This window comes from Burkholderia mayonis (assembly GCF_001523745.2).
Classification (GTDB): Bacteria; Pseudomonadota; Gammaproteobacteria; order Burkholderiales; family Burkholderiaceae; genus Burkholderia; species Burkholderia mayonis.
The window spans coordinates 3,295,768-3,316,887 of the sequence record NZ_CP013386.1; the positions used below are offsets into that span (position 1 = coordinate 3,295,768).

General features: G+C 66.9%; 18 protein-coding genes. 9 read left to right on the forward strand and 9 right to left on the reverse strand.

Annotated elements, in window-relative coordinates; genetic code table 11:
- Positions 1 to 20 precede the first annotated feature (20 nt).
- Both WS70_RS15860 and WS70_RS15865 read right to left on the reverse strand, forming a co-directional pair.
- Positions 21 to 479 carry a MarR family winged helix-turn-helix transcriptional regulator gene (locus WS70_RS15860; RefSeq protein WP_059471730.1) on the reverse strand — a complete coding sequence of 153 codons (459 nt, stop codon included), beginning with the start codon at positions 477 to 479 and terminating at the stop codon, positions 21 to 23.
- Positions 480 to 534: 55 nt separating this feature from the next.
- Complete coding sequence (locus WS70_RS15865) at positions 535 to 2,130, reverse strand: MDR family MFS transporter (RefSeq protein WP_059471969.1); 1,596 nt, start codon at positions 2,128 to 2,130, stop codon at positions 535 to 537.
- Between the two features lie 106 nt (positions 2,131 to 2,236).
- On the opposite strand from WS70_RS15865, the gene WS70_RS15870 reads away from it, so the two are divergent.
- The gene (locus WS70_RS15870; RefSeq protein ID WP_059596746.1) at positions 2,237 to 3,148 is read left to right on the forward strand and encodes an EcsC family protein; all 912 of its coding nucleotides are present in this window, start codon (positions 2,237 to 2,239) and stop codon (positions 3,146 to 3,148) included.
- On the opposite strand, the gene WS70_RS15875 is transcribed toward WS70_RS15870, so the two are convergent.
- The 3 genes from WS70_RS15875 to WS70_RS31600 all read right to left on the reverse strand — a co-directional run bounded on the left by WS70_RS15875 (position 3,118) and on the right by WS70_RS31600 (position 5,074).
- Positions 3,118 to 4,083, reverse strand: a complete 966-nt coding sequence (locus WS70_RS15875) for an alpha/beta hydrolase (protein ID WP_059471732.1) — start codon at positions 4,081 to 4,083, stop codon at positions 3,118 to 3,120. The genes WS70_RS15870 and WS70_RS15875 overlap by 31 nt on opposite strands.
- Before the next feature lie 92 nt (positions 4,084 to 4,175).
- Complete coding sequence (locus tag WS70_RS15880; protein ID WP_059596747.1) at positions 4,176 to 4,610, reverse strand: CHRD domain-containing protein; 435 nt, start codon at positions 4,608 to 4,610, stop codon at positions 4,176 to 4,178.
- On the reverse strand, positions 4,604 to 5,074 hold the full coding sequence (locus WS70_RS31600; RefSeq protein ID WP_159082909.1) for a hypothetical protein: 471 nt from the start codon (positions 5,072 to 5,074) through the stop codon (positions 4,604 to 4,606). Before WS70_RS31600 ends, WS70_RS15880 begins: the two co-directional genes overlap by 7 nt.
- A 49-nt stretch (positions 5,075 to 5,123) precedes the next feature.
- On the opposite strand from WS70_RS31600, the gene WS70_RS15885 reads away from it, so the two are divergent.
- A complete protein-coding gene (locus WS70_RS15885; RefSeq protein WP_162498966.1) occupies positions 5,124 to 6,155 on the forward strand; it encodes a hypothetical protein in 1,032 nt (343 codons plus the stop codon).
- Between the two features lie 6 nt (positions 6,156 to 6,161).
- Here the strand turns inward: WS70_RS15885 and WS70_RS15890 are convergent, their stop codons facing one another.
- The 4 genes from WS70_RS15890 to WS70_RS15905 form a co-directional block, all read right to left on the reverse strand.
- Positions 6,162 to 7,406 carry a glycosyltransferase family 4 protein gene (locus WS70_RS15890; RefSeq protein ID WP_059596748.1) on the reverse strand — a complete coding sequence of 415 codons (1,245 nt, stop codon included), beginning with the start codon at positions 7,404 to 7,406 and terminating at the stop codon, positions 6,162 to 6,164.
- Positions 7,407 to 7,576: 170 nt separating this feature from the next.
- Positions 7,577 to 8,866, reverse strand: coding sequence for a polysaccharide biosynthesis/export family protein (locus tag WS70_RS15895; protein ID WP_059596749.1), 1,290 nt, complete (start codon positions 8,864 to 8,866; stop codon positions 7,577 to 7,579).
- A gap of 71 nt (positions 8,867 to 8,937) precedes the next feature.
- The gene (locus WS70_RS15900; RefSeq protein ID WP_059596750.1) at positions 8,938 to 10,320 is read right to left on the reverse strand and encodes an undecaprenyl-phosphate glucose phosphotransferase; all 1,383 of its coding nucleotides are present in this window, start codon (positions 10,318 to 10,320) and stop codon (positions 8,938 to 8,940) included.
- Positions 10,321 to 10,352: 32 nt separating this feature from the next.
- On the reverse strand, positions 10,353 to 11,162 hold the full coding sequence (locus WS70_RS15905) for a Crp/Fnr family transcriptional regulator (RefSeq protein ID WP_059596751.1): 810 nt from the start codon (positions 11,160 to 11,162) through the stop codon (positions 10,353 to 10,355).
- A 928-nt stretch (positions 11,163 to 12,090) separates the two neighbouring features.
- Between WS70_RS15905 and WS70_RS15910 the strand changes: the two genes are divergently transcribed.
- From WS70_RS15910 to WS70_RS15940, 7 genes are all read left to right on the forward strand, one after another.
- Complete coding sequence (locus WS70_RS15910) at positions 12,091 to 12,885, forward strand: Crp/Fnr family transcriptional regulator (RefSeq protein ID WP_059471970.1); 795 nt, start codon at positions 12,091 to 12,093, stop codon at positions 12,883 to 12,885.
- Between the two features lie 217 nt (positions 12,886 to 13,102).
- A complete protein-coding gene (locus WS70_RS15915; RefSeq protein ID WP_010101690.1) occupies positions 13,103 to 13,354 on the forward strand; it encodes an acyl carrier protein in 252 nt (83 codons plus the stop codon).
- Positions 13,351 to 14,574, forward strand: a complete 1,224-nt coding sequence (locus WS70_RS15920; protein ID WP_059596752.1) for an acyl-CoA dehydrogenase family protein — start codon at positions 13,351 to 13,353, stop codon at positions 14,572 to 14,574. The genes WS70_RS15915 and WS70_RS15920 overlap by 4 nt, the downstream gene beginning before the upstream one ends.
- Positions 14,571 to 15,545, forward strand: a complete 975-nt coding sequence (locus WS70_RS15925) for an amino acid--[acyl-carrier-protein] ligase (RefSeq protein ID WP_059596753.1) — start codon at positions 14,571 to 14,573, stop codon at positions 15,543 to 15,545. The genes WS70_RS15920 and WS70_RS15925 overlap by 4 nt, the downstream gene beginning before the upstream one ends.
- Positions 15,542 to 16,630 (forward strand): DUF1839 family protein, encoded by a 1,089-nt coding sequence (locus WS70_RS15930; RefSeq protein ID WP_059471741.1) that lies wholly within the window; start codon positions 15,542 to 15,544, stop codon positions 16,628 to 16,630. The genes WS70_RS15925 and WS70_RS15930 overlap by 4 nt, the downstream gene beginning before the upstream one ends.
- On the forward strand, positions 16,627 to 19,146 hold the full coding sequence (locus tag WS70_RS15935) for a glycoside hydrolase family 2 protein (protein WP_059596754.1): 2,520 nt from the start codon (positions 16,627 to 16,629) through the stop codon (positions 19,144 to 19,146). The genes WS70_RS15930 and WS70_RS15935 overlap by 4 nt, the downstream gene beginning before the upstream one ends.
- On the forward strand, positions 19,143 to 21,095 hold the full coding sequence (locus tag WS70_RS15940; protein WP_059596755.1) for an alpha/beta hydrolase family protein: 1,953 nt from the start codon (positions 19,143 to 19,145) through the stop codon (positions 21,093 to 21,095). Before WS70_RS15935 ends, WS70_RS15940 begins: the two co-directional genes overlap by 4 nt.
- The last annotated feature ends 25 nt before the right edge of the window (positions 21,096 to 21,120 follow it).

The window sequence follows — 21,120 nt, forward strand, 5'->3', positions numbered from 1 at the left end:
CCCACGCGCGCGCCTCGCGCTCAGCGCGGCGCGGCCTTCGTCTGCGCCGCGCCGCCCGCCTCGGCGACGCGCGCCTCCAGCATCGTCAACGCGCCGGACAGCGCGTTGAGTGCATCGTCCGGCAGCGACGCCATCGTGTCGTGCAGGAACGCGTTGCGGCGCGGCAGGCATGCTTCGAACGCCGCGCGTCCGGCCGGCGTCAGCTTCACGTTCGTCACGCGGTTGTCGCGCGAATCGGCTTCGCGGTCGATCCAGCCGAGCGTCTCGAGCGTCTTCAACTGGCGCGTGAGCGCGCCCGGATCGACGCGCAGCAGTTCGACGAGCCGCTTCTGCGACGACGCGCCGCCGTGCTGCTCGAGCGCGACCATGATGCGCCAACGCGGCAGCGGCTGCCCGACGTGCGCCTCGAACGCGGCCATGAACGCGCGGTATGTGCGTCCGAACTGCTGCAAGATCGCGATGCGGTCCTGTTCTTCCATGCGCTGACTTCGGCTCCGTAACTGACTGACTTGGATGACGTGAGCAAACGCCCGCTCACTCGGCGACGACGGCCGGCTCGAACGCGCGGCGCAGCTCGACGGGCGGCACGCGGCGGCTCTGCCACACCGCGACGAGCGCGACGAGCGCGCCGACCGCGATGCCGATGTGGATCGCGCCGACGAGGGAATCGCGCGCCGCCTCGAACAAATGGGCGCCATGATGCCCGGCGCGCACAAGTTCGTCCACCAGGCGCGTCTGCGCGGCGCGGTCGATCAGGACCTGCGGATCGGCGAGGCTCGCCTGCCAGCGCAGCGCGCCGTCCGCCGCGAGCGCGTCGTGCACGCCGCTCGCGTAGAGCTGGTTGACGAGCGTGCCCGTCAGCGCGGTGCCGACCATCCCGCCCACCATCCGCAGCGACTGGAGGAGCGCGGTCGCGATCCCGAGATGCTCGCGGCCCGCCGTCTGCTGCGCGAACACGGTCAGGTTCGGCAGCACGAAGCCGAGGCCGACGCCGCCTGCGACCATCAGCGCCATCAGCACCCAGCCTGGCGTCTCGTGCGACGACGCGACGACGCCCGCGCACGCGATCGCGAACAGCAGGAAGCCGGCGTACAGCATCGCGTTCGGGTTGCGGATCCGCGTGATCACGCGGCCGTTCATGATGCTGCCGATCGTGATGAACACGACGAGCGGCGTGATGACGACGCCCGCCTGCTGCGGCGACATCCCGAAGCCGCCCTGGAACAGCAGCGGCGCGTAGAAGAGGAGCGAGAACATCGCGAAGCCGGCGAGGATCGCGAGGATGAAGAGCGTCGACAGCGCGCGGTTCGCGAACATGTCGAACGGCAGAATCGGCTGCGCGCAGCGCTTCTCCCAGCGCCACAGCGCGACGCCGCCGGCGAGCGCGACGACGAGGAGGAGCGTCGGCCAGCCGCCGATCCCGTATTTCGGCAGCCACTCGACGAAGAGCTGCATCGCGCCGAGCGTCGCGGCGATGAGGAGCGCGCCCGGCCAGTCGAGCCGCATCTTGCTGCGGTGCTCGACGTGCCGCAGATGAGGCAGATAGCGCCAGACGAACAGGAGCGACAGCAGGCCGACCGGCAGATTCACGTAGAACACCGAGCGCCAGCCGTAGTGCTGCGTCAGCACGCCGCCGAGCGACGGTCCGACCGCGTTTGCAATCCCGAACGCCGAGCTCATCAGCACCTGCCAGCGCAGCCGCACGACCGAATCGGGAAAAAGATCGGGGATGCACGCGAACGCCGTGCCGACGAGCATCCCGCCGCCAATGCCCTGCAGCCCGCGCGCGAGCACGAGCGACAGCATGTCCTGCGCCATCCCGCACAGCACCGACGCGCCCGTGAACACGACGAGCGACGCGATCACGAACGGCTTGCGCCCATAATAGTCGCCGAGCCGGCCGAAGACCGGCACGGTGATCACCGACGCGAGCAGGTACGACGTCGCGACCCAAGCGTACAGGTCGAAGCCGCGCAGCTCGGCGACGATCGTCGGCAGCGCGGTGCCGACGACGGTCTGGTCGAGCGCGACGAGCATCGTGACGAAGGAAATGCCGAGCATCGCGAGCAGCGACTCGCGAAACGGCAGGACTTGCCCGCTCGAATGGTGGGCGGCGGTATGGACGGCCATCTTTTGTTCGTGCAACTTTTGATACATCAACGAATCAAAAATTCTATCATGCATCGGGTAATCTAGCCGGCGCCCCCATGCGATGCGCGCGCCGCGAAGGAGTCAGATGGAACCGCTCACAATCGTTGCCGGACCGACGCTGTCGGCCGAGGATCTCGACACGCTGCGGCGCGCGAAGCTCGCGCTCGAGAGCCCGTCGCTGACGGTCAAGCTGACGAGCGTCGTCGGCGCGCCCGTCGAGAAGATGATCGGCAAGCTGCCCGGCTTCGCGACCGACAAGATCAACGACGCGACGCAGCTCGCGCTGCGCAAGTGCCTGCACCTCGCGCTGCGCACGCTCGGCAAGTCGGGCGGCGTCGCGAGCGACGGCGAGACGCCGAACAAGCCGAGCAACCTGCTGCACAAGCTGGCCGTCGCGACAACGGGCGCGGCGGGCGGCGCGTTCGGCCTGTTCGCACTGCCCGTCGAGCTGCCCGTCACGACGACGCTGATGTTCCGCTCGATCTGCGACATCGCGCGCAGCGAGGGCGAGGATCTGTCGATCGCCGAGGCGCAGTTGCAATGCCTCGCGGTGCTCGGGATGGGCGGCGGCTTCGGCCCTCTGCCGGGCGCGGGCAAGAAGGACGGCGGCAAGCGCAACGAGCGCGCCGAGCGCGGCAAGCAAGAGGAAGACGCCGACATCGGCTATTTCGTGCTGCGCGGCGCGCTCGCGCAGGCGGTGTCGAAGGCGTCGTCGGAGATCGCGTCGAAAGGTTTCGCGACGCACGGCTCAACCGCCCTCTTCCGCCTCGTGCAGACGATCGCGTCGCGCTTCTCGGTGCAGGTGACCGAGCAGATCGCCGCGAAGTCGATTCCGGCGATCGGCGCCGTGCTCGGCGCGACCGTCAACACGCTGTTCATCGACCACTTCCAGCAGGCCGCGCACGGCCACTTCGCGGTGCGCCGGCTCGAGCGCGAGTACGGCCAGGCGGCCGTGAAGGCCGCGTATCAGACGATCGACGCGTCGGCCGTGCGCTGAGTCGCGCGCTCGACCGCGGTGCGCCGCACGAACGCGGCCGCGCGCACGAGCGCCCGCGCCGATTCGGGTACGAACGGCACGTAGATCTGCCATACGTGCGGCATCTCCGGCCATACCTCGAGCTCCACGTGCACACCTGCCGCGCGCGCCTTGTCGGCGACGCGCCGCGAATCGTCGAGCAGCACCTCAGTGCTGCCCGCCTGGATGAAGAGCGGCGGCAGCCCCTTGAAATCCGCATAGAGCGGCGATGCGTACGGATGCGTGCCCGGCGTGTCGCCGAGATAGAGGCGCGCCGCGCGGCCGAGCGCCGCGCCCGCGAACATCGGATCGAGGCCGTCGTGCGCGCGCAGCGTGTCGCCCGTCGCGGCGAGATCGGTCCACGGCGAAAACAGCACGGCGCCCGCGGGCAGCGGATCGCCCGCGTCGCGCAGCGCGACGAGCGTCGCGAGCGCGAGGCCGCCGCCGGCCGAATCGCCGCCGAACACGATCGACTCGGCCGGCGTGCCGGCCGCAACAAGTTGCCGGTACGCCGCGAGCGCGTCGTCGACCGCGGCCGGGAACGGATGCTCGGGCGCGAGCCGGTAGTCGAGCGAGAACGAGCGCACGCCCGCGTGCTTCGTCAGCGCGAACACGAGCGGACGGTGCGTCTGCGGTGAGCAGAAATAATAGCCGCCGCCGTGGAAATACAGCAGCATCCGGCTTTGCGGCGCGCGGCCGGACGCGGCGTCCGCGCGCTCGAGCCATTCGCCGCGCAGCGGCGCGTCGCCGGGGCCGTAGCGCTCGCGCAGCCGCCAGCCCGCGGGCGGACGGCGCGGCACACGCATCCGCAGCTTCGCCAGACGCCGCGCACGCGCCGGATCGATCACGGGACGCAGCGTCTCGGGACGAAACTGCCGGCGCAGCAGCCAGCACGCAACCTTGCTTTGCCAACTCATCGGACGTACTCCGAACCCAAACAACGTGACGATACTACGAGCGATTCGGCGCACGTCCGTCGATTGGCCCCTCTAAATCCGGATCGCCCGGCTCAGTTCGCCGGCCGGACCTGGCCGCGAATCTCGCCGCCAGGATGGGCCTTCGTGTGCACATTGAAATACCACTTGGCCGCCATCAGGTCGCCGACCTGCTCGTCGGTCAACGCCTTCTCACCTGCAATCGGACTCGCGAGCGCGTCCTTCGGAATCGGCACCTGCACGCCCGCATTCTGGCCGACGGACGCCGGGCCGTGAAAGTGCGCGGCGGTCGCGGGTCCCGTCAGATCGCGATACGTGACGTTCCAGCGCAGCGTGCGGGTTGCGGTATCGTAGGTCGCGTCGAGCGAGCCCGAGCCCTTGCTCGTCGTCGGCGGCACTTCGCTCGACGGCTGCAGGTTCGCGACGAACTTCACCGTCTCCGCACGCGCGATGCCCGCCGCGAATGCACACGCGAGCACACCGATTCCGATCTTGCGCAATGTCAACATGATTCCTCCTTGCGATCGCCGACCGTATTGCGCGGGCGAGCTCGATGCCCGCCCGACATCCGATGGTAGTCGATCTTGTGCGCGCGGCGCTCGACGCAAAGTGGCGGCCAATCTCGCTCGGCGCCGCGTTCGGCGGCCGTTGCGCGGATGGCGGCGTGCGGCAAGCATCCGCCGAGAACAGAGATTTGCACGAAATCGTCTGAATCCGCATGCGGGGTTTCGCTACACTGCTTGTACACAGTTGCATGTTTCCTTCCGTTCGAAGGAATATCTGCGAGTTTTGACGCGGCCTTCGGGCCGCTTTTTTTGCGCGCCCCCAACGCGCGCGCGCGCCGCATCATCGACTGCATGGCGGCGGATCGCGTTCGCGCCGACTTCGCGCGGCATGCGCGCAACACCGCATTGCCTGCGAACGACTCGCGCACGCCGCCATGAGCGAAATCAGCATCGTTCCCCCACGACACGACGATGCTTCACAATTTACGCGATAATCGGCTCGTCTCGAATGAAACAATGTGGAAGGCCGTGCCGATTTGCCGCTTGTCGCCGCCGCTTCGCGTCACTCCGTTCGCCCGGCTCCTGTTGCGAAGCGCCCTCTGCTTATCCACGCTCGCCGCGACATCCGCACATGCGCAGGAATTCGCATTGTTCGGCGGCCTGCTCGCGGGCGGCGGCGGTCATAGCTACGCGTGGGCGTTCGATTATCAGGAAGGGCTCGGCCGCTATGCCGCCGCAGGCTTCACCTGGTACAACGAGGGACACATTCCGAATCACCATCGCGACGGCCAAGCGGTCCAGCTCTGGGGCCGACTGCCGCTGCGCGACAACCGCTTCGTGATCTCGGCAGGCGCGGGTCCGTACCGCTACTTCGACACGACCGCGGCCACCGAAGGCCGCGGCTATTCGAACTCGCACGGCTGGGGCGTGCTGATGAGCGTGCGCGCCGCGTATTACACGTCGCACCGCTGGCTCGCGCAACTGCAGGTGAACCGGACCCAGGTGTTCAGCGGGCCGAACACGACATCGCTGATGTTCGGCATCGGCTATCAGCTCGACGCGCCGGACACTCCCGGCCCGCGCGACTACGCGGCGAGCCGCGCAGGCCGCGTGACCTCGAACGAAGTCACCGCGATGCTGGGCGAGACGATCCTCAACAGCCGGCGCTCGCCGAGCGCGCTCGGCGGCAGCCTCGAATACCGGCGCGGCGTCGCGAAATACGTCGACTGGACGGCGACCTATCTATACGAAGGCTCGAAGCAGTCGATCCGCCGCAACGGAATCGCATCGCAGTTCTGGCTCACGCGCGCGTTCCTCGACGACAAGGTCGCGCTGTCGGCCGGCGCGGGCGCGTATCTGACGCTCAACGAGCGCGACATTCGCGACCGCCCCGGCGAAGGCGACGGGCGTGTGTCGGGCATCGTGTCGATATCCGCGAGCTACCGTTTCGACGATCGCTGGCTCGCGCGCATCACGTGGAATCGTGTCGTCACGCGCTACGATCGCGACACCGACGTGATTCAGGCCGGGCTCGGCTACCGGTTCTGAGTTCCGTCAATCCAGCGCGCGCAGCACGCCGATCAATTGCTTCGCGGCAACGTCCCAGCGGAATCGCGACGCATACCGCCGCCCCTTGTCGCGCATCTCGCGCCGCAGCTCGGCATCGCCCATCAGCTGCGCGATCGTCGCCGCTATGTCGATCGCATCGTGTGCGTCGCAATACAGCGCGGCGTCGCCGCACGCCTCGGGCAGCGACGCCTCGCGCGACACGATCACCGGGCACCCGCAATACATCGCCTCGAGCGGCGGCAGGCCGAATCCTTCGTATAGCGAAGGAAACACGAAACAGCCGGCGTTCTCGTAGAGCGCCTTCAGCTCGCCGTCGCTCACGTAGCCTGCCCACGTCACGTTGCGCGCGCTTGCGTTGTCGCCGAGCGTCGACGTGCCGAAGATCTTGATGTTGCTGCCGCCCGCGATCACGAACTTGAGCTCGGGACGCGTGCGCTCGAGCCTCGCGATCGCGTCGAGCGTGCGCGCGAGATTCTTGCCTGGCGCGATCGAGCCGACGATCAGCACGAAGCCGTCGTATGCGAGACCGAGCCGCTCGAGCACCGCCGGATCGCTGTCGATCCTTCCAAAGTGATCGACGCCGGACGCGATCGTCGTCACGTCGGTCGGCGCGACGTTAAGGCGTGCGACGATCCGCTCCTTCGAGAAGCGCGACACCGTCAAGATGTGCCGCGCGTTGCGCTTCAGCATCCAGAACGCGAAGCGATACCAGAGCCGGAACGCGAGCGAATAGCCTTGCGGAAAGTCGAACACGGCGACGTCGTGAATCATCACCACCTGGTTGCGCTTGAAAAGCGGCCCGACGTTGCAGAGGCTGACGAGCGTCTGCCCGCGCGTCGCGAACGGCAGCGCGAGCTGCTCCCACAGCGCGCCGCGCAAGCGGGGCACGACGCGTCGCGCGACCGCGGGCGGCAGCGCATCGCTCGCGTGATCGCGAGGCACGACGAGCGTCGGATTGCGCTCGCCCGGCAACAGACGCGCGAGCGCCGACGTGAACTCGTGCGCGACGCGCTGCACCCCCGTCAGGCGCTGCGACGTGAACTTGCCGTTGATCGCGACGGGCGTCGGCAAGGCCGTGGCGCTCGCACGCTCGCCGGCAAATGCAGCGCGATGCGGCGTGTCGTGCACCGTGCCCGCCGCCTGCGACGCGCTCGCCGACGTTACATCGAAGTCCTGACGATCGCGTAGCGTGTGCAGCGACGGCTTGGATAAGGGGGAAGACAGATTCATGGCGGCTGCAACGGCGTGACGACACCCGATTGACGAACGCATCCGCGACGTTCGCGGAAGCGCGCTATACACGTTCCAGTGTCGTCATTCCGTTGCGCGCGGTCTGTGCGTTCCGTCGCACAACGCGGCGCACGGCACGTGAATCTCGCCGTGCGCCGCATTCGCGTGCGTCAGCGACCGCGGCTCACCGACCAGATCAGATAGAACGATTCGGCGGTCGGCAGGATCTGCGCGAGCATCCGATTGAAGCGCGCAGCGGGCGCCGTGCCGACGTATACGACGTCGAGCGGCTTCATGTCGAACTCGGTCGCGAGCATCAATGCGTCCACCTGCGTCATGTCGAGACGGAACACTTCGGGCTTGTTGTGTTCGGGCGCGTAGTTGACCTTCTTCAGGCCTTCCTGCAATCCGCTTTGCACGCCGGGCGCCTGCGCGAGCGGCGGATTCGGATGGCGAATGACGATTACCTGGCGCGGGTTCGCCCCCGTCGGATCGATGCTGCCGGCTGCGCTCAACGCGTCCGCGAGCGACAACTGCCCCTGGTTCATGTAGACCGTCTGCGGCTTTGGCACCTCGCCCATCACGAACACGCGGTTCCGCGTACGGTCGGGCACGTGAACGATGTCATCCGCTTGCAGCACGATGTTCTGTCGCAAGTCGCCGCGATTCAGAATGCGGTTCACGTCGATCGTCATCACCTGATCGCCGCGCGTGACGAGCACGCGCTGCAGATCGGCGTCGGGATTGCCGCCGCCCGCGCGGTTGAGCGCGTCGACGAGGCGCAGATGCGAGCCCGTCAGCGACAGTTGCCCCGGGTTCTTCACGTCGCCCGTCACCTGCACGCGCTGGCTGCGGTACTGCATCACGCGCACGTCGATCTGAGGATTTCTGATCTGCTTGTTCAGACGCCGAGCGAGCAGCGCGGAGATCTGCACGGGGCTCATCCCTTCGACGCGCAAGCGGCCGAGTGTCGGAAAGAAGATCGTGCCGTTGGCGGCGACGCGCTGGCCCGGCGAGTCGACCTCGCCCTGCCCGTTCGTGCCGAATGCGCTGACCTGCTGCGGCAGCACGCCGCCGAGACCGCCCGACGCCTGCAGCGTGCCGATGTCGGCGAGCGGCGACGTGTCGGCGCCCGTGCCGTTCCCGCCGCCGCGCGTGAGCTCGGGGTGGTCCCAGACAACGATGCCGAGCACATCGTCCGGGCCGACGCGATAGTCGGCCGGCGCAGCGGGCAGGCTCGGCCCAATGCCTGCTTCCTTCGCGCGCGTGTCGGCCTCGTCGGCCTGCTTGAGCGTATAGACGAGCTGCGGCGTGATCAGCTTGATGTCGTACACCGTCGAATCCGTCGGTGCGCTGAGGTTGTCGTTCATGCGGCTCGAATCGAGCGCCGGTCCCGGGGCCAGCGCACAGCCCGACAAGGCGACCGCCGCGGCGGTCGCCCATGCTAGGGGCTTCAACATCTTGTCGTTTCTCCTTGGTAGCGTGGTCGTCGAAGACGATCTTGGTTCTCGGTGTACGCGCTGCAGGCTGCTCAGAACGCGTTGCGGCCGATGAATCCCTTGACGAGCGTAATCAGGATGATCTTGATGTCGAACCAGAAGGTCCAGTTCTGCATGTAGAAGAGGTCGAACTTCACGCGCGCGGCCATCTTCTCGACCTTGCGCGTCTCGCCTCGATAACCGTTCACCTGCGCCCAGCCGGTGATGCCGGGACGCACGCGATAGCGGTACATGTAGCCGTCGACGAGCTCCTTGTAGATGTCGTCGTGCTCGATCGCGTGCGGACGCGGACCGACGACCGACATCTGGCCGAACAGCACGTTGAGAAATTGCGGCAGCTCGTCGAGCGACGTGCGGCGCAGGAACGCGCCGACCTTCGTGATCCGCGAATCGTTGCGCGACGCCTGGCGCACGACGCCTCCCTCCTCGGCATGCACGCGCATCGTGCGGAACTTCAGGATCTCGAACTCGCGGCCGTCGACGCCCTTGCGTTTCTGCCGGAACAATACGGGGCCCGGCGACGACAGCTTCACCGCGAGCGCGAGCGAGGCGAGAATCGGCGACAGCGGAATCAGCACCGCGAGCGCGAACAGACGATCGAACATGAACTTGGGCCACAGCTGCGGAATCGACAGCGGGCTCGTCGCGAGATTGATCGCGGGCATGCCGACCACCTGCGTGACCGACCGGTTGAAGAACGTGATGCCGCGCACGTCGGGCAGGAAGCGCAGGTTCACGAAATCGTGCCGAAACTCGCGCACGATCCGCTGAATCTGCCGCTCGTGCGACAGCGGCAGCGCCAGCCAGATCTCGTCGATCGCGCCTGCGCGCACGCGGCGCTTCAGCTCGCGCAGATCGGCGACGACGGGCACGCCGCCGACATGACGCTCCGCATCGGCGACGCGCACGCTGTCGTCGAATACGCAAACCGCCTCGTAGCCGTGCGACGACGACGCACGCAGTTGCTCGATCACCGCACGCCCATAAACCTCGGAGCCGACGATCGCGACCGCGCGCGGCTTCGCGCCCGGCCGGCGCAAACCGGTCAGCACGCCGTGGATCGACGCCTTGCCGAGTAGCAGCACCGCGCCCGACATCAGCATCGTCCGGCCGAGCCAGACGAGCGACACGTCGGCGTCGCGATGCAGCAGCAGCGTGAACGCCGCGGCGATCGCGGCAACGCCGAGCCAGCCGAGCAACACGCGCGACAGCGTGCGATACGACATCTGCTCGCGCGCGCCGTCGTACACGCCGATCGCCGGAAAGACGATCAGCGTCAACGCGCACAGCAGCGCGATGGCCGTACGCTGCGCGTCCGGCACGTCGAGCGTGCCGCTGTCGTACAGCACCTGTGCGAGCAACGCCCCCGCTGCCACCAGTACCACGTCGAGCAACTTGTTCAAGAGTCCCAACATTGCCGAATCTCCACTTTCCTCGTTCTGTCGTCTCAAGCAGCCGAGCGCACGACGCCGTGATAACCGGCGGCGCGTAGCGGCCGGCCTTCCGCCGGAATCGGCTGCGGCGTGTGCGCTTCGCGCGTCGCCTCGAGGATGAGGCGGTTGAATTCGCCGCGAATCACGCCGTAGCACTCGCACGCGTGCGTTTCGAGGCCGTGCCGGTCGAGCACCGTGATGTGTCCGCGGCGCTGGCGGATGAACCCCGCCTCCTGCAGCTTGCCCGCCGCTTCGGTAATGCCTTCTCGACGCACGCCGAGCATGTTCGCGATCGTCTGTTGCGTGACCGCGAGTTCGTCGCCTTCGACGCGATCGTGCGCGAGCAGCAGCCAGCGGCTCAGTTGCTCGCTGACGGAGTGATGACGGTTGCAGAGCGCGCTGCGCGCGATCTGCGTCATCGCGGCCTGCCAATAGCGGAGCATCAATTGGTAGGTGTCGAGCGAGCGGTCGAATTCGCGCCGAAACACCTGGGTCGGCACGCGATAGGCGAAGCCGCCGCTGCGCACCTCGACGCGGCCCGACGCCCCGCCGCAGCCGTAGTCGGCGAGCGTCGACACGCCGACCACGCCTTCTCTGCCGACTGCGGCGACTTCGACCATCGCGCCGTCCTCCATCAGATACAGCACGGACATCATCGCGGTGGTCGGGAAATACAGATGACGCATCGGCTCGTCGGTTTCGCAAAGTAGTTGCGCGCTCTTGATCTTCACGAGCTCGAGATGCGGTGCGAGCGCGCGGAGGCTGTCGTCGGCAAGCGAGCCCAGCAGGGCGTTGGCATGAAAACCATTGGTCTGATGAAGCATGTTCGTGTCCCGGTTTGTCAGCGCCGCTCAAGTCGCGGCGCAGGGTTCCGTTTTTCGCAAGACACGGTCACAGCAAGAATCGTTGTTCCTCGGAATCGTGTCGGCGGCCCTTCTGGTCGTCCTCATACAAGCTGATGCATCACCCTCTTGGGGGGGGGTGAAAACCCTTAAGCGATTAACGTGCCAATTGGTACAGCTCCTTAATATATAAAGGCATTGGCCGGACAATTCCTATCTGAATATCCTTTCTCCAACCGAAAGCGTCTCATTCGCGGACACTTTGATACGGATCGAGCGACAGCAGGTGTCTCATCTAACAGTTTCGTAATCTTTACGCAGCCCTTGCCGCTTAGTGCTTGGCCCTTTCATTACAACGGCTTGCGAACCTTTACAGACAAGAATGAAATGATGTGAACATTTCATCTCAATAAAACGAGAGTTCGCAGCGGTTCTTGGGAAACTGTCTCAGATGTGAGTCAGCGAGGGACAGACACACTCTGTCATCCAACCCACACATCCAAGCCAAGCCATTGATTACAAACAGTTTAACAAAAACACAAAAAGCTCACCGAACCTAACCGGCGTAAAAAGGTAAAAAATCCCGAACAACCTCCCAGAATCGGAAATAGATACCGAAAATCGAGGTACCGGTTCCATTAAAAATGGTAAAACCGATTACTCTTTCTCTAAATAATTAAGTTCATCCGAAATTGATTTAGGAATATTCCTAAATGTCAACATTTGTGAAATGCGCATCGTATGCAAACCTCAAAAAATCCGACGTGATAATCTGAAATTGTATTTTCAACGTCAAGCTGAATTAACAAATAAAAATCGTACCTGTCTAGCCAGGCGGGTTCGATTGCGCGCGGCGCCCGGCCAGGCACTGCGCCGTTGCTCCGGATCTCCGATCCGGAAAGGACAAACCGTGACCTACCGCGAATTCAAAGAGCCCGCGACGAGGGCCGGCGGCATCATCGAGCTGCCGCACCGCACCGACGCCAACCGCTTCCTCGCATCGCTCGGCGTCGCCGAGCGCGCGACGCTCGCGAGCCACCTGCAACTCGTGCACGTGAAGTCCGGCCAGGTGCTGTGCGAACCGGGCATGCCGCTCGAGCACGTCTATCTGCCTGTCACGACCGTCATCTCGATCCAGTACGCATCGTCCGACGGCATGACGCTCGAGATCGCGGAGATAGGCAACGAAGGGATCGTGAGCCCGCAGCTCGTCGGCAGCGACGGCGCGATTCCGTGCCGCGTGCTCACGTGCCGGGACGGCTTCTCATATCGGCTCAGCGCGCGCGTGCTGTCGAACCTGCTCGAGGAATCGACGCAGATGCGCCAGGCGGTCTTTCGCTGCACGCACCTGCTGATGGCGCAGGCGAAGCAGATCTCGTTTTGCAGCCGGCATCACGTGCTGAAGAACCAGCTGTGCCGCTGGTTCCTGCTCGCCTACGACCGCTCGCGAAGCGTCGAGATCCAGGTCACGCACAGCATGCTCGCGCAGATGCTCGGCGTGCGCCGCGAAACCGTCACCGACGCGGCCGGCGACATCCAGAAAATGGGGCTGATCCGCCAGTACCGCAGCTCGATCATCCTCGTCGATCTGCCCGGGCTCGATGCACAGTCGTGCGGATGTCACACGATCATTCGCGAAGAGATGAAGAAGATTCTGTCCGCGCCGACGAGCGCGTCCGGCGCGCTCACCGAATTGCGCAGCTAGCCCGTTCCGCGCCGCTCGTTCGCAGCGGCGGCTGCGCCTCGCACGACAATGACGCCGCACGCGCGGCTCCCGCCTTCGGCGCGACGCCCGACACCGTCGGTTAGGTGCCGAACAGAACCGCCTCATGCCCGATGGTCTACTACCCGTCGTACGCCACGCGGGCGTCATACGTCTTGCCCGCAGATACGGGGACCCTCATCCAAGCCGGAGCCGCCAGATGAAAAACGAATTGAGAACAATCATCAAGGACGTCGCGCATCTCGAAGCGTCGATCGACCATATCGCGGACAGCGACGACCTTTACGAAGCGGGCCTGTCTTCGCTGAACACGATTCAGTTGATGCTCGCCATCGAGAAGCGCTTCAACATCGAGATTCCGGATGAAATGCTGAACCGCCAGCTCTTCCAGAGCATCGACTCGCTTGCCGGAGCCGTCACGCATCTGCAGCGTGCCGCACAATCCGCATGAAGCGCTTCGACGCCGAAACCGGCAACGCACGCGTCGCTGCCGTCGAATCCCTGCTCGCCGACGATCACTCGTTGAACGAAGCCGCGCGCCGCGTCGCGCAAGTCGCCGCACGCTTCGCCGACGCGGTCGATCGCGACGCGCGCTTTCCGACCGAAGCGATCGACGCGATGCGCGAAGAGCGCCTGCTCGGCGCGCTCGTGCCGACCGAACTGGGCGGCCGCGGCGCTTCGCTTGCAGCCGTCGCCGCCGCGTGCCGGATCATCGGCCAGGCCTGTTCGTCGGCCGCGATGATCTATGCGATGCATCAGACGCAGGTCGCGAGCATCGTCGATCACGCGCTGTCGAGCGACTGGCACCGCCGCTTCGTCGAGCAGCTCGCCGAGCGCGAATGGCTGCTCGCGTCGGCGACGTCCGAAGAAGAAGTCGGCGGCAATCTGCGCAACAGCCGCTGCGCGATCGAAGCCGAAGACGACACCTTCACGCTCGCGAAGCTCGCGCCGACGATCTCGTACGGCGCGCAAGCGGACGCGATCCTCGTGACCGCGCGGCGCCATCGCGACGCGCCCGCCGCCGAGCAAGTGCTCGTCACGCTGCTGAAGGAAAACGCGACGCTCACGCGGCGCAGCGGCTGGGACACGTTCGGCATGCGCGGCACCTGCAGCGAAGGCTTCGCGCTCGACGCGCGCGGCCACTGCGAGCAGATCTTCCCCGTGCCGTTCGCGCAAATCGCCGAGCGAACCATGGTGCCGACGTCGCACATCCTGTGGGCGGCAGTATGGACCGGCATCGCGAACGACGCATTCCTGCGCGCGCATCAATTCTTCCGCGCGCAGATGCAGAAGCAAGGCGGCGCGCTGCCGCCGTCCGGCCGCCGGATCGCCGATGCGCTCGCGCTGCTGCAGGCGATGCAGGCGCGCATCGACGGTGCGCTGCGTCTGCATGAGCACAGCGCCGCTCGCTCGTGGTCCGCGTCGATGGCTCAGGCGGCCGAGATCAACACGCTGAAGACCTACGTGTCGACGACCGCGCTCGACGTAGTCAAGCACGCGACGATGATCTGCGGGATGGCGTCGTACAAGAACGGCACGCCGTACACGCTCGGCCGCCATATCCGCGACCTGCATTCGGCGCCGCTCATGATCAGCAACGACCGCATCGAAGCCAATACAGCCAACCTGCTGCTCGCGTTGCGTCCGGCAACGCTGGAGAGAGAGATTTGAACGACATGACCAATCCTTCTGCGCATGCGGCCGAAACGGTTCAGGCGCCCATCGATCGCGACGGCGTGAATGCGCTGCGCGACGAGCTCGTCGAAGCGGGGCTGTTGATCTCGACGGGCATTCAGGGCCTCTTCGGTCGCAGCGAGAAGTTCGAGCGCGTCGTCGACGCGCTTGACGCCTACATCACGCGCCTCGGCGCCGACCAGCATGCGGAAGTGCTGCGCTTTCCACCTGCGATGAGCCGACCGGAGTTCGAGCGCAGCGAGTATCTGAAGAGCTTCCCGCAGCTCGCGGGCACCGTGCACAGCTTCTGCGGCGGCGAGCACGATCAGCAGCGCGTGCTGCAATGCCTCGATCGCGGCGAGGACTGGACCGAGAGCCAGAAGCCGACCTACGTCGTGATGACGCCCGCCGCATGCTATCCGGTCTATCCCGTCATCGCGCAGCGCGGCGCGCTGCCCGCCGACGGCCGGATCGTCGACGCGTTCTCGTACTGCTTCCGCCACGAGCCGTCGCTCGATCCGACGCGCATGCAACTGTTCCGGATGCGCGAGTACATCCGGATCGGCACGCCCGAACAGATTCTCGCGTTCCGTCAGGGCTGGATCGAGCGCGGCACGCGGATGATCGAAGCGCTGCGGCTGCCGAACAGCATCGACCTCGCGAACGACCCGTTCTTCGGGCGCGGCGGCAAGATCGTCGCGAGCAGCCAGCGCGACCAGAACCTGAAGTTCGAACTCCTGATTCCGATCGAATACGACGGACGCCTGACCGCATGCCTGAGCTTCAACTACCACATGGACCACTTCGGCCTGCTGTGGGGCATCAAGACGGCCGACGCCGAGGTCGCGCACACGGGCTGCGTCGGCTTCGGCCTCGAACGCCTGACGCTCGGCCTCTTCAGGCATCACGGCTTCGATCTCGACGCATGGCCGCAGGCGGTACGCGACGTACTGTGGGGACATCGATGAGCAGCATCCTGCTCGATGCGCCGGCGAACGGCGCGTCGCTCGAAGAAATCTTCACCGACATCCGGCATCGCGTGCGGCACTACCGGCCGCACGCGCTGCACGGACCGCAGATGGTCTGGAAGCAGACCAACTGCTACGTCGATCTATGGATCGAAGTGCTCGGCTGGTGGGGGCTCAATCCGTATGCGGCGCTGCCGTTTACGATCACGCTCGACTTCGAGGGCGACCAGTTCTCGTTCTTCAAGTTTCCGTTCGAGGATCTCGAGACGCTGTACGGGATCGTCGTACAGGAGCATGCGATTTTCGAGCCGGTCGACGTGCACGTCGAGAACCAGGTCGCGCGCGGCCACCTGATGCTCGTCGAAGTCGATGCGTGGTATCTGCCGGATACGCGCGGCAACAGCTATCAGACCGAGCATACGAAGACGACGATCGGCATCGACGCGATCGACCGAGAACGGCGACGCGTCGGCTACTTCCACAACAGCGGCTACTACCTCGCGGAAGGCATCGACTACGACGGCCTGTTCGGCAAGCACGCGCCGTCGCAGCTCGTGCCATACGTCGAATGCGCGAAGCGCCGATTCAAGCCGCTCGAGGAACGCGAGCTGTGCGAAGCGTCGCTCGCGCTTCTGGCGCGCCATCTGAAGCGGCGGCCGACGTCGAATCCGATCGCGGCATTCCGCCAGCAGCTCGCTCGCGACGCGAAGACGATCGCGTCGCAACCGATCTCGTACTTTCACGCGTATTCGTTCAACACGCTGCGGCAGCTCGGCGCGAACTTCGAGCTGTTCGGCCGCTATCTGCGCTGGCTCGAAGCGAGCGGCTGCAGCGGCCCGTTCGACACGCTCGTCGCCGCATGCGACACGATCGCGTCGGAATCGATGGTGCTCGAATTCCGTCTCGCGCGCGCGAGCGCGCGCGGCAAGGAGGAGCGCGGCGAAAGCAGTCTCGACATTCTCGAGCGCGCGCATGCGTCGCTCGTCGGCGGCGTCGCGCGAATCGCACCGCCCGGCAAGGCCGAGCCGAATCCGCCATTCGGCACGCTGTACGTGCCGCCGAGGCCCGTCTCCGCGGTCAGATGAAATCCGCGCCGGATCGCGCGGCGCTCAGCGCCGCCCAATGGACGTTGATCGCGACGCCCGCGGGCGCGATCGCGCGACCGAGCGAGCTCTGCGAAACCGGCTGGTGCGCCGCGCCCGTGCCCGGCACCGTCGCGCAGGCGCTCGCCGCCGCGCGGCGCTTCGATCCCGCGCATCCGTATCCGCTCGGCGACAGCGACTATTGGTATCGAACGACCTTGCACGGCGCGGGACCGCGCATCGTCCGACTGAACGGTCTCGCGACGATCGCCGAGGTCTGGCTCGACGATACGCTGCTGCTCTGCTCGGACAATATGTACATCGCGCACGATGTCGCCGTGACGCTCAGCGGCGCGAACCGCTTCTCCGTCTGCTTCCGCTCGCTCGACCGGCATCTCGCCGCGCACCCGCCGCGCGGCCGTGCACGCTGGCGCACGCGTCTCGTCGACACGCCCGCGCTGCGCGGCGTGCGCGCGACGTTCCTCGGCCGGATGCCCGGCTGGTTTCCGGCGATCGAGCCGATCGGTCCGTGGCGCGCCATCGAAATCGCGAATCCGGCCGGCGCGCCGACGATCTTGCGCGACACGCTGCGCGCGACGTTCGACGGCCGCGACGGCATCCTCGACGCGACGCTCGAATTCGCCGCGCCGCTCGCGAACGCGGCGCACGCGCAACTCGTCTGCGGCGCGCACGCGGCGGCGCTCGAGACAACCGGTCCGCACACCGCGCGCGCGACGCTGAGGATTCCGAATGTCACGCCGTGGTGGCCGCACACGCACGGCGAGCCGGCGCTGTACGACATCGGCGTCGAAATCGGCGGCGCGACGATTCCGCTCGCCAAAACCGGCTTTCGCATGCTCGCCGTCGAACGCGGCGCCGATGGCCGAGGCTTCGCGCTGTCGGTCAACGGCACGCCGATCTTCGCGCGCGGCGCGTGCTGGACGAGCGCAGACCCGGCCGGCCTGCAGGCCGATCCCGCTGCATACCGCCGCGCACTCACGCTCGCGCGCGACGCCGGCTGCAACATGATCCGCGTCGGCGGCACGATGATCTACGAAGCCGACGCGTTCTACGCGCTGTGCGACGAACTGGGCCTGCTCGTCTGGCAGGACTTCATGCTCGCGAACTTCGACTATCCGTCGGCTGACCCGCGCTTCACCGAGTCGCTGAAGCGCGAAGCCGAACAGTTTCTCGATCGGCATGCCGCGCGGCCGTCGATCGCCGTGCTGTGCGGCGGCAGCGAAATCGCGCAGCAAGCGGCGATGGTCGGGCTCGCGCCAGACGAGCGTCGCACGCCGCTCACCGAGCAGTTGCTCGCCGAGCTCTGCGTCGAGCATCGGCCCGATGCGATCTACATCGCCGATTCGCCGCACGGCGGCGTATTGCCGTTCGCGCCGCGCGAAGGCGTCACGCATTACTACGGCGTCGGCGCGTATCTGCGGCCGCCCGAAGACGCGCGCCGCGCCGGCGTACGCTTTGCGAGCGAGTGCCTCGCGTTCGCGAATGTGCCGTGCGACGCGACGCTCGCATCGATCGGCTCGCCCGCCGCGCACGAGCCGAACTGGAAACGCGCAGTGCCGCGCGATCCGGGCGCACCGTGGGACTTCGACGACGTGCGCGACCATTACCTGCGCACACTATACGGCGTCGAGCCCGCGCGTTTGCGCGGCAGCGACCCCGCGCGCTATCTGACGCTGTCGCGCGCGATCGCCGCCGATCTCGTCGCCGAGACGCTGTCCGAATGGCGGCGCGTCGGTTCATCGTGCGCGGGCGCGCTCGTCTGGCAGTTCCAGGACGTGATGCCGGGCGCCGGCTGGGGCCTCGTCGACGCGCATGGCCGGCCGAAATCCGCCTGGCATGCGCTCAAGCGCGTGTCGCAACCACGGCAGATCCTGCTGACCGACGAGGGGCTCAACGGTCTCGACGTGCACGCGCTCAACGACACGCCCACGCCGCTCGACGCTCGCGTCGAGCTCGTCGCGTTGCGTGACGGCAGGACGCCTCTCGTGCGCGTGGACCATGCGTTGCGCATCGACGCCCACGCCGGCGTATGCATGAACGCCGCCGATCTGCTCGGACGATTCTTCGACTTCACGTACGCGTATCGCTTCGGCCCGCGCGAGCACGACGTCGTGCTCGCATCGCTGTATGCGGCCGACGGCGCGCTGCTGTCGCAGGCCTTCCACTTCCCGGAACGTACCGCGCCGACCGTGTTCGAGCGCGGCGATATCGGCCTCGAAGCGAGCGCCGCGTATCGCGACGGCCGCTGGCACGTCGACGTGCAGACGCGCACGTTCGCGCGCTACGTGCACGTCGTCGCGCCCGGCCTGCTGCCGGACCTCGACTGGTTTCATCTCGCGCCCGGCGCCGCCGCGCGAATCGAGCTCTCTGCCGACCCTCGTTTCCCCGCTTCCGACGACAACCCGCCCGACGCGCCCGCAGCTCGCCCTGCGCCGCCCGCGATCGAGGTGCGCGCACTGAATTCCAACAAGACCGTTCGCTCGAGGATAGAAAATTGAGACCAGTTCGATTCGACGATTGCTTAGGATGGCTGCATGAGGGACGCACGCGACGCGGCGCTGTCATTTGCGAAGCGCTCGGACACGAGGCGTTGTGGACGCACAAGGTGGTTCGCGCGCTCGCCGAGCGTCTCGCCGACGACGGCATGTGGGTGCTGCGCTTTCATTACCCGTCCGCGGGCGACTCGGCGGGCGACGATCTCGCGCCGGGGCGGCTGCCTGCGAGCGTCGCGAGCGTGCGGCGCGCGCTCGCCGTGCTGCGCGACAGCGCGCCCGTCGACGACGTCACGCTCGTCGGCCTGCGCGCGGGCGCCGCGTTCGCGATGCTCGCGCTCGCGGGCAACGACACGCCGGCCGTCGATGCGTTCGTCGCGCTCGCGCCTGTCGTGCGCGGCCGCGCCTATCTGCGCGAACTCTCGGTCGTGCAGAAGCGCTGGCTCGACACGACGCCGCCCGCGATCCGCGAGCAGCATCACGAGGAAGCGTGGCTCAACATCCTCGGCCACCGCTACCCGGCCGATTTCGTCGCCGATCTGAAGCAGGTCGATCTGAACGACGCGGTCGCGGCGACGATCGCGCCGCCGCGCGCCGCGCTGCTCGTCGATACCGGCTACGGCGACGGCCCCGCGCTGCGCGCCGCGCTCGTCGCGCGCGGCGTGTCGACGGACGTCGAGCCTTTCCCGGAATGGCCGAACGCGCTGCAGGAAGGCGCGCGCTCGCGCGTGCCGCTCGCGGCGCTCGAATCGATCGCGCGCTGGATCGGGCGCGGCGAACGTTCGGCGGAATCGGAGTCGGCTGAGGCCGCCCGCGACGATCTCATGACCGCCGCACCGGCATCGAATGAGGCGATCGCGATTGCATCGCGCATCGCCGAGACGGCCAACGCAGCGAACGCTTCAAATGCAACGCGCGCCGCACATGATGCGAAAGCCTCTTCGCCGATCACGTTCGCATTCGACGGCGTCGCCGAAACGCTCGTCTACATCGGCGCAAAGCGGCTCGTCGGCACGCTGTGCGAACCCATCGCGCCTGCGCACGCCGGCACGCCGTGCCTGCTGATCGCGAGCACCGCGGCGAATCCGCGAAGCGCGGACGGCCGCATCGGCGTACGACTCGCGCGCACGCTCGCGCAACGCGGCATCGCATCGCTGCGGGTCGACATCGAAGGCATCGGCGACAGCGGCGCGCGCGCGCCGGACGATCAATCAGTGGTGCTGTATTCCGATCCGGCGATCGCGGACGTCGTCACGGCCGCCGACTGGCTCGGCGCGCGCTGCCGACGGCCGGTCGTCGCGTTCGGCGTGTGCTCGGGCGCGTTCGCCGCGCTGCATGCGACCGCGCATGCGCACGCGACCGTCGGCGTGATTGCAGTCAATCTGCCGCGCTTCATCTGGCCGCGCGGGCTCACGATCGCCGAAGCACGCAAGCAGCAGACGAACTCCGCGCGCGGCTATTTCGCATCGATGCGCGACTGGGACAAATGGCGCCGGCTGCTGCGCGAAGGCCGCGACCTGCGCCCCGTGCTGAGCGCGCTGCGTCGCCACGTCACCGCGCGCCTGAGCGAGCCGGCGGGACGCCTCGCCGAACGGCTCGGCCGGCCACCGAAACGCGACACGCCGCGCGGTCTGATCAAGGCGCTCACCGACCGAAATGTCCGCACGATGCTCGTCTACGGCGAATTCGACCCCGGCGTCGACGAGCTGAGCCGCTACTTCGGCTCGCCGCGCCGTGCGTTCAAGCGCTCGCCGCTCGTGAGCGTCGAGATGATCCGCCTGCTCGATCATTCGGTGTACGGCACGTCGGCGGCAGAGATGGTCATCGCGCTCTGCATCGACACGTTGACGGCCTGGGGCGACAAGACACGCGGACTGCAGCCGCGAATCCGGCCGACCGACAGGCGGCACGGCGCGCCGCACGCGGCTTCCGCCGATGCGGCCGCGTCGTCCTGACGGCGACGACGCTCGCGCGGGCGCG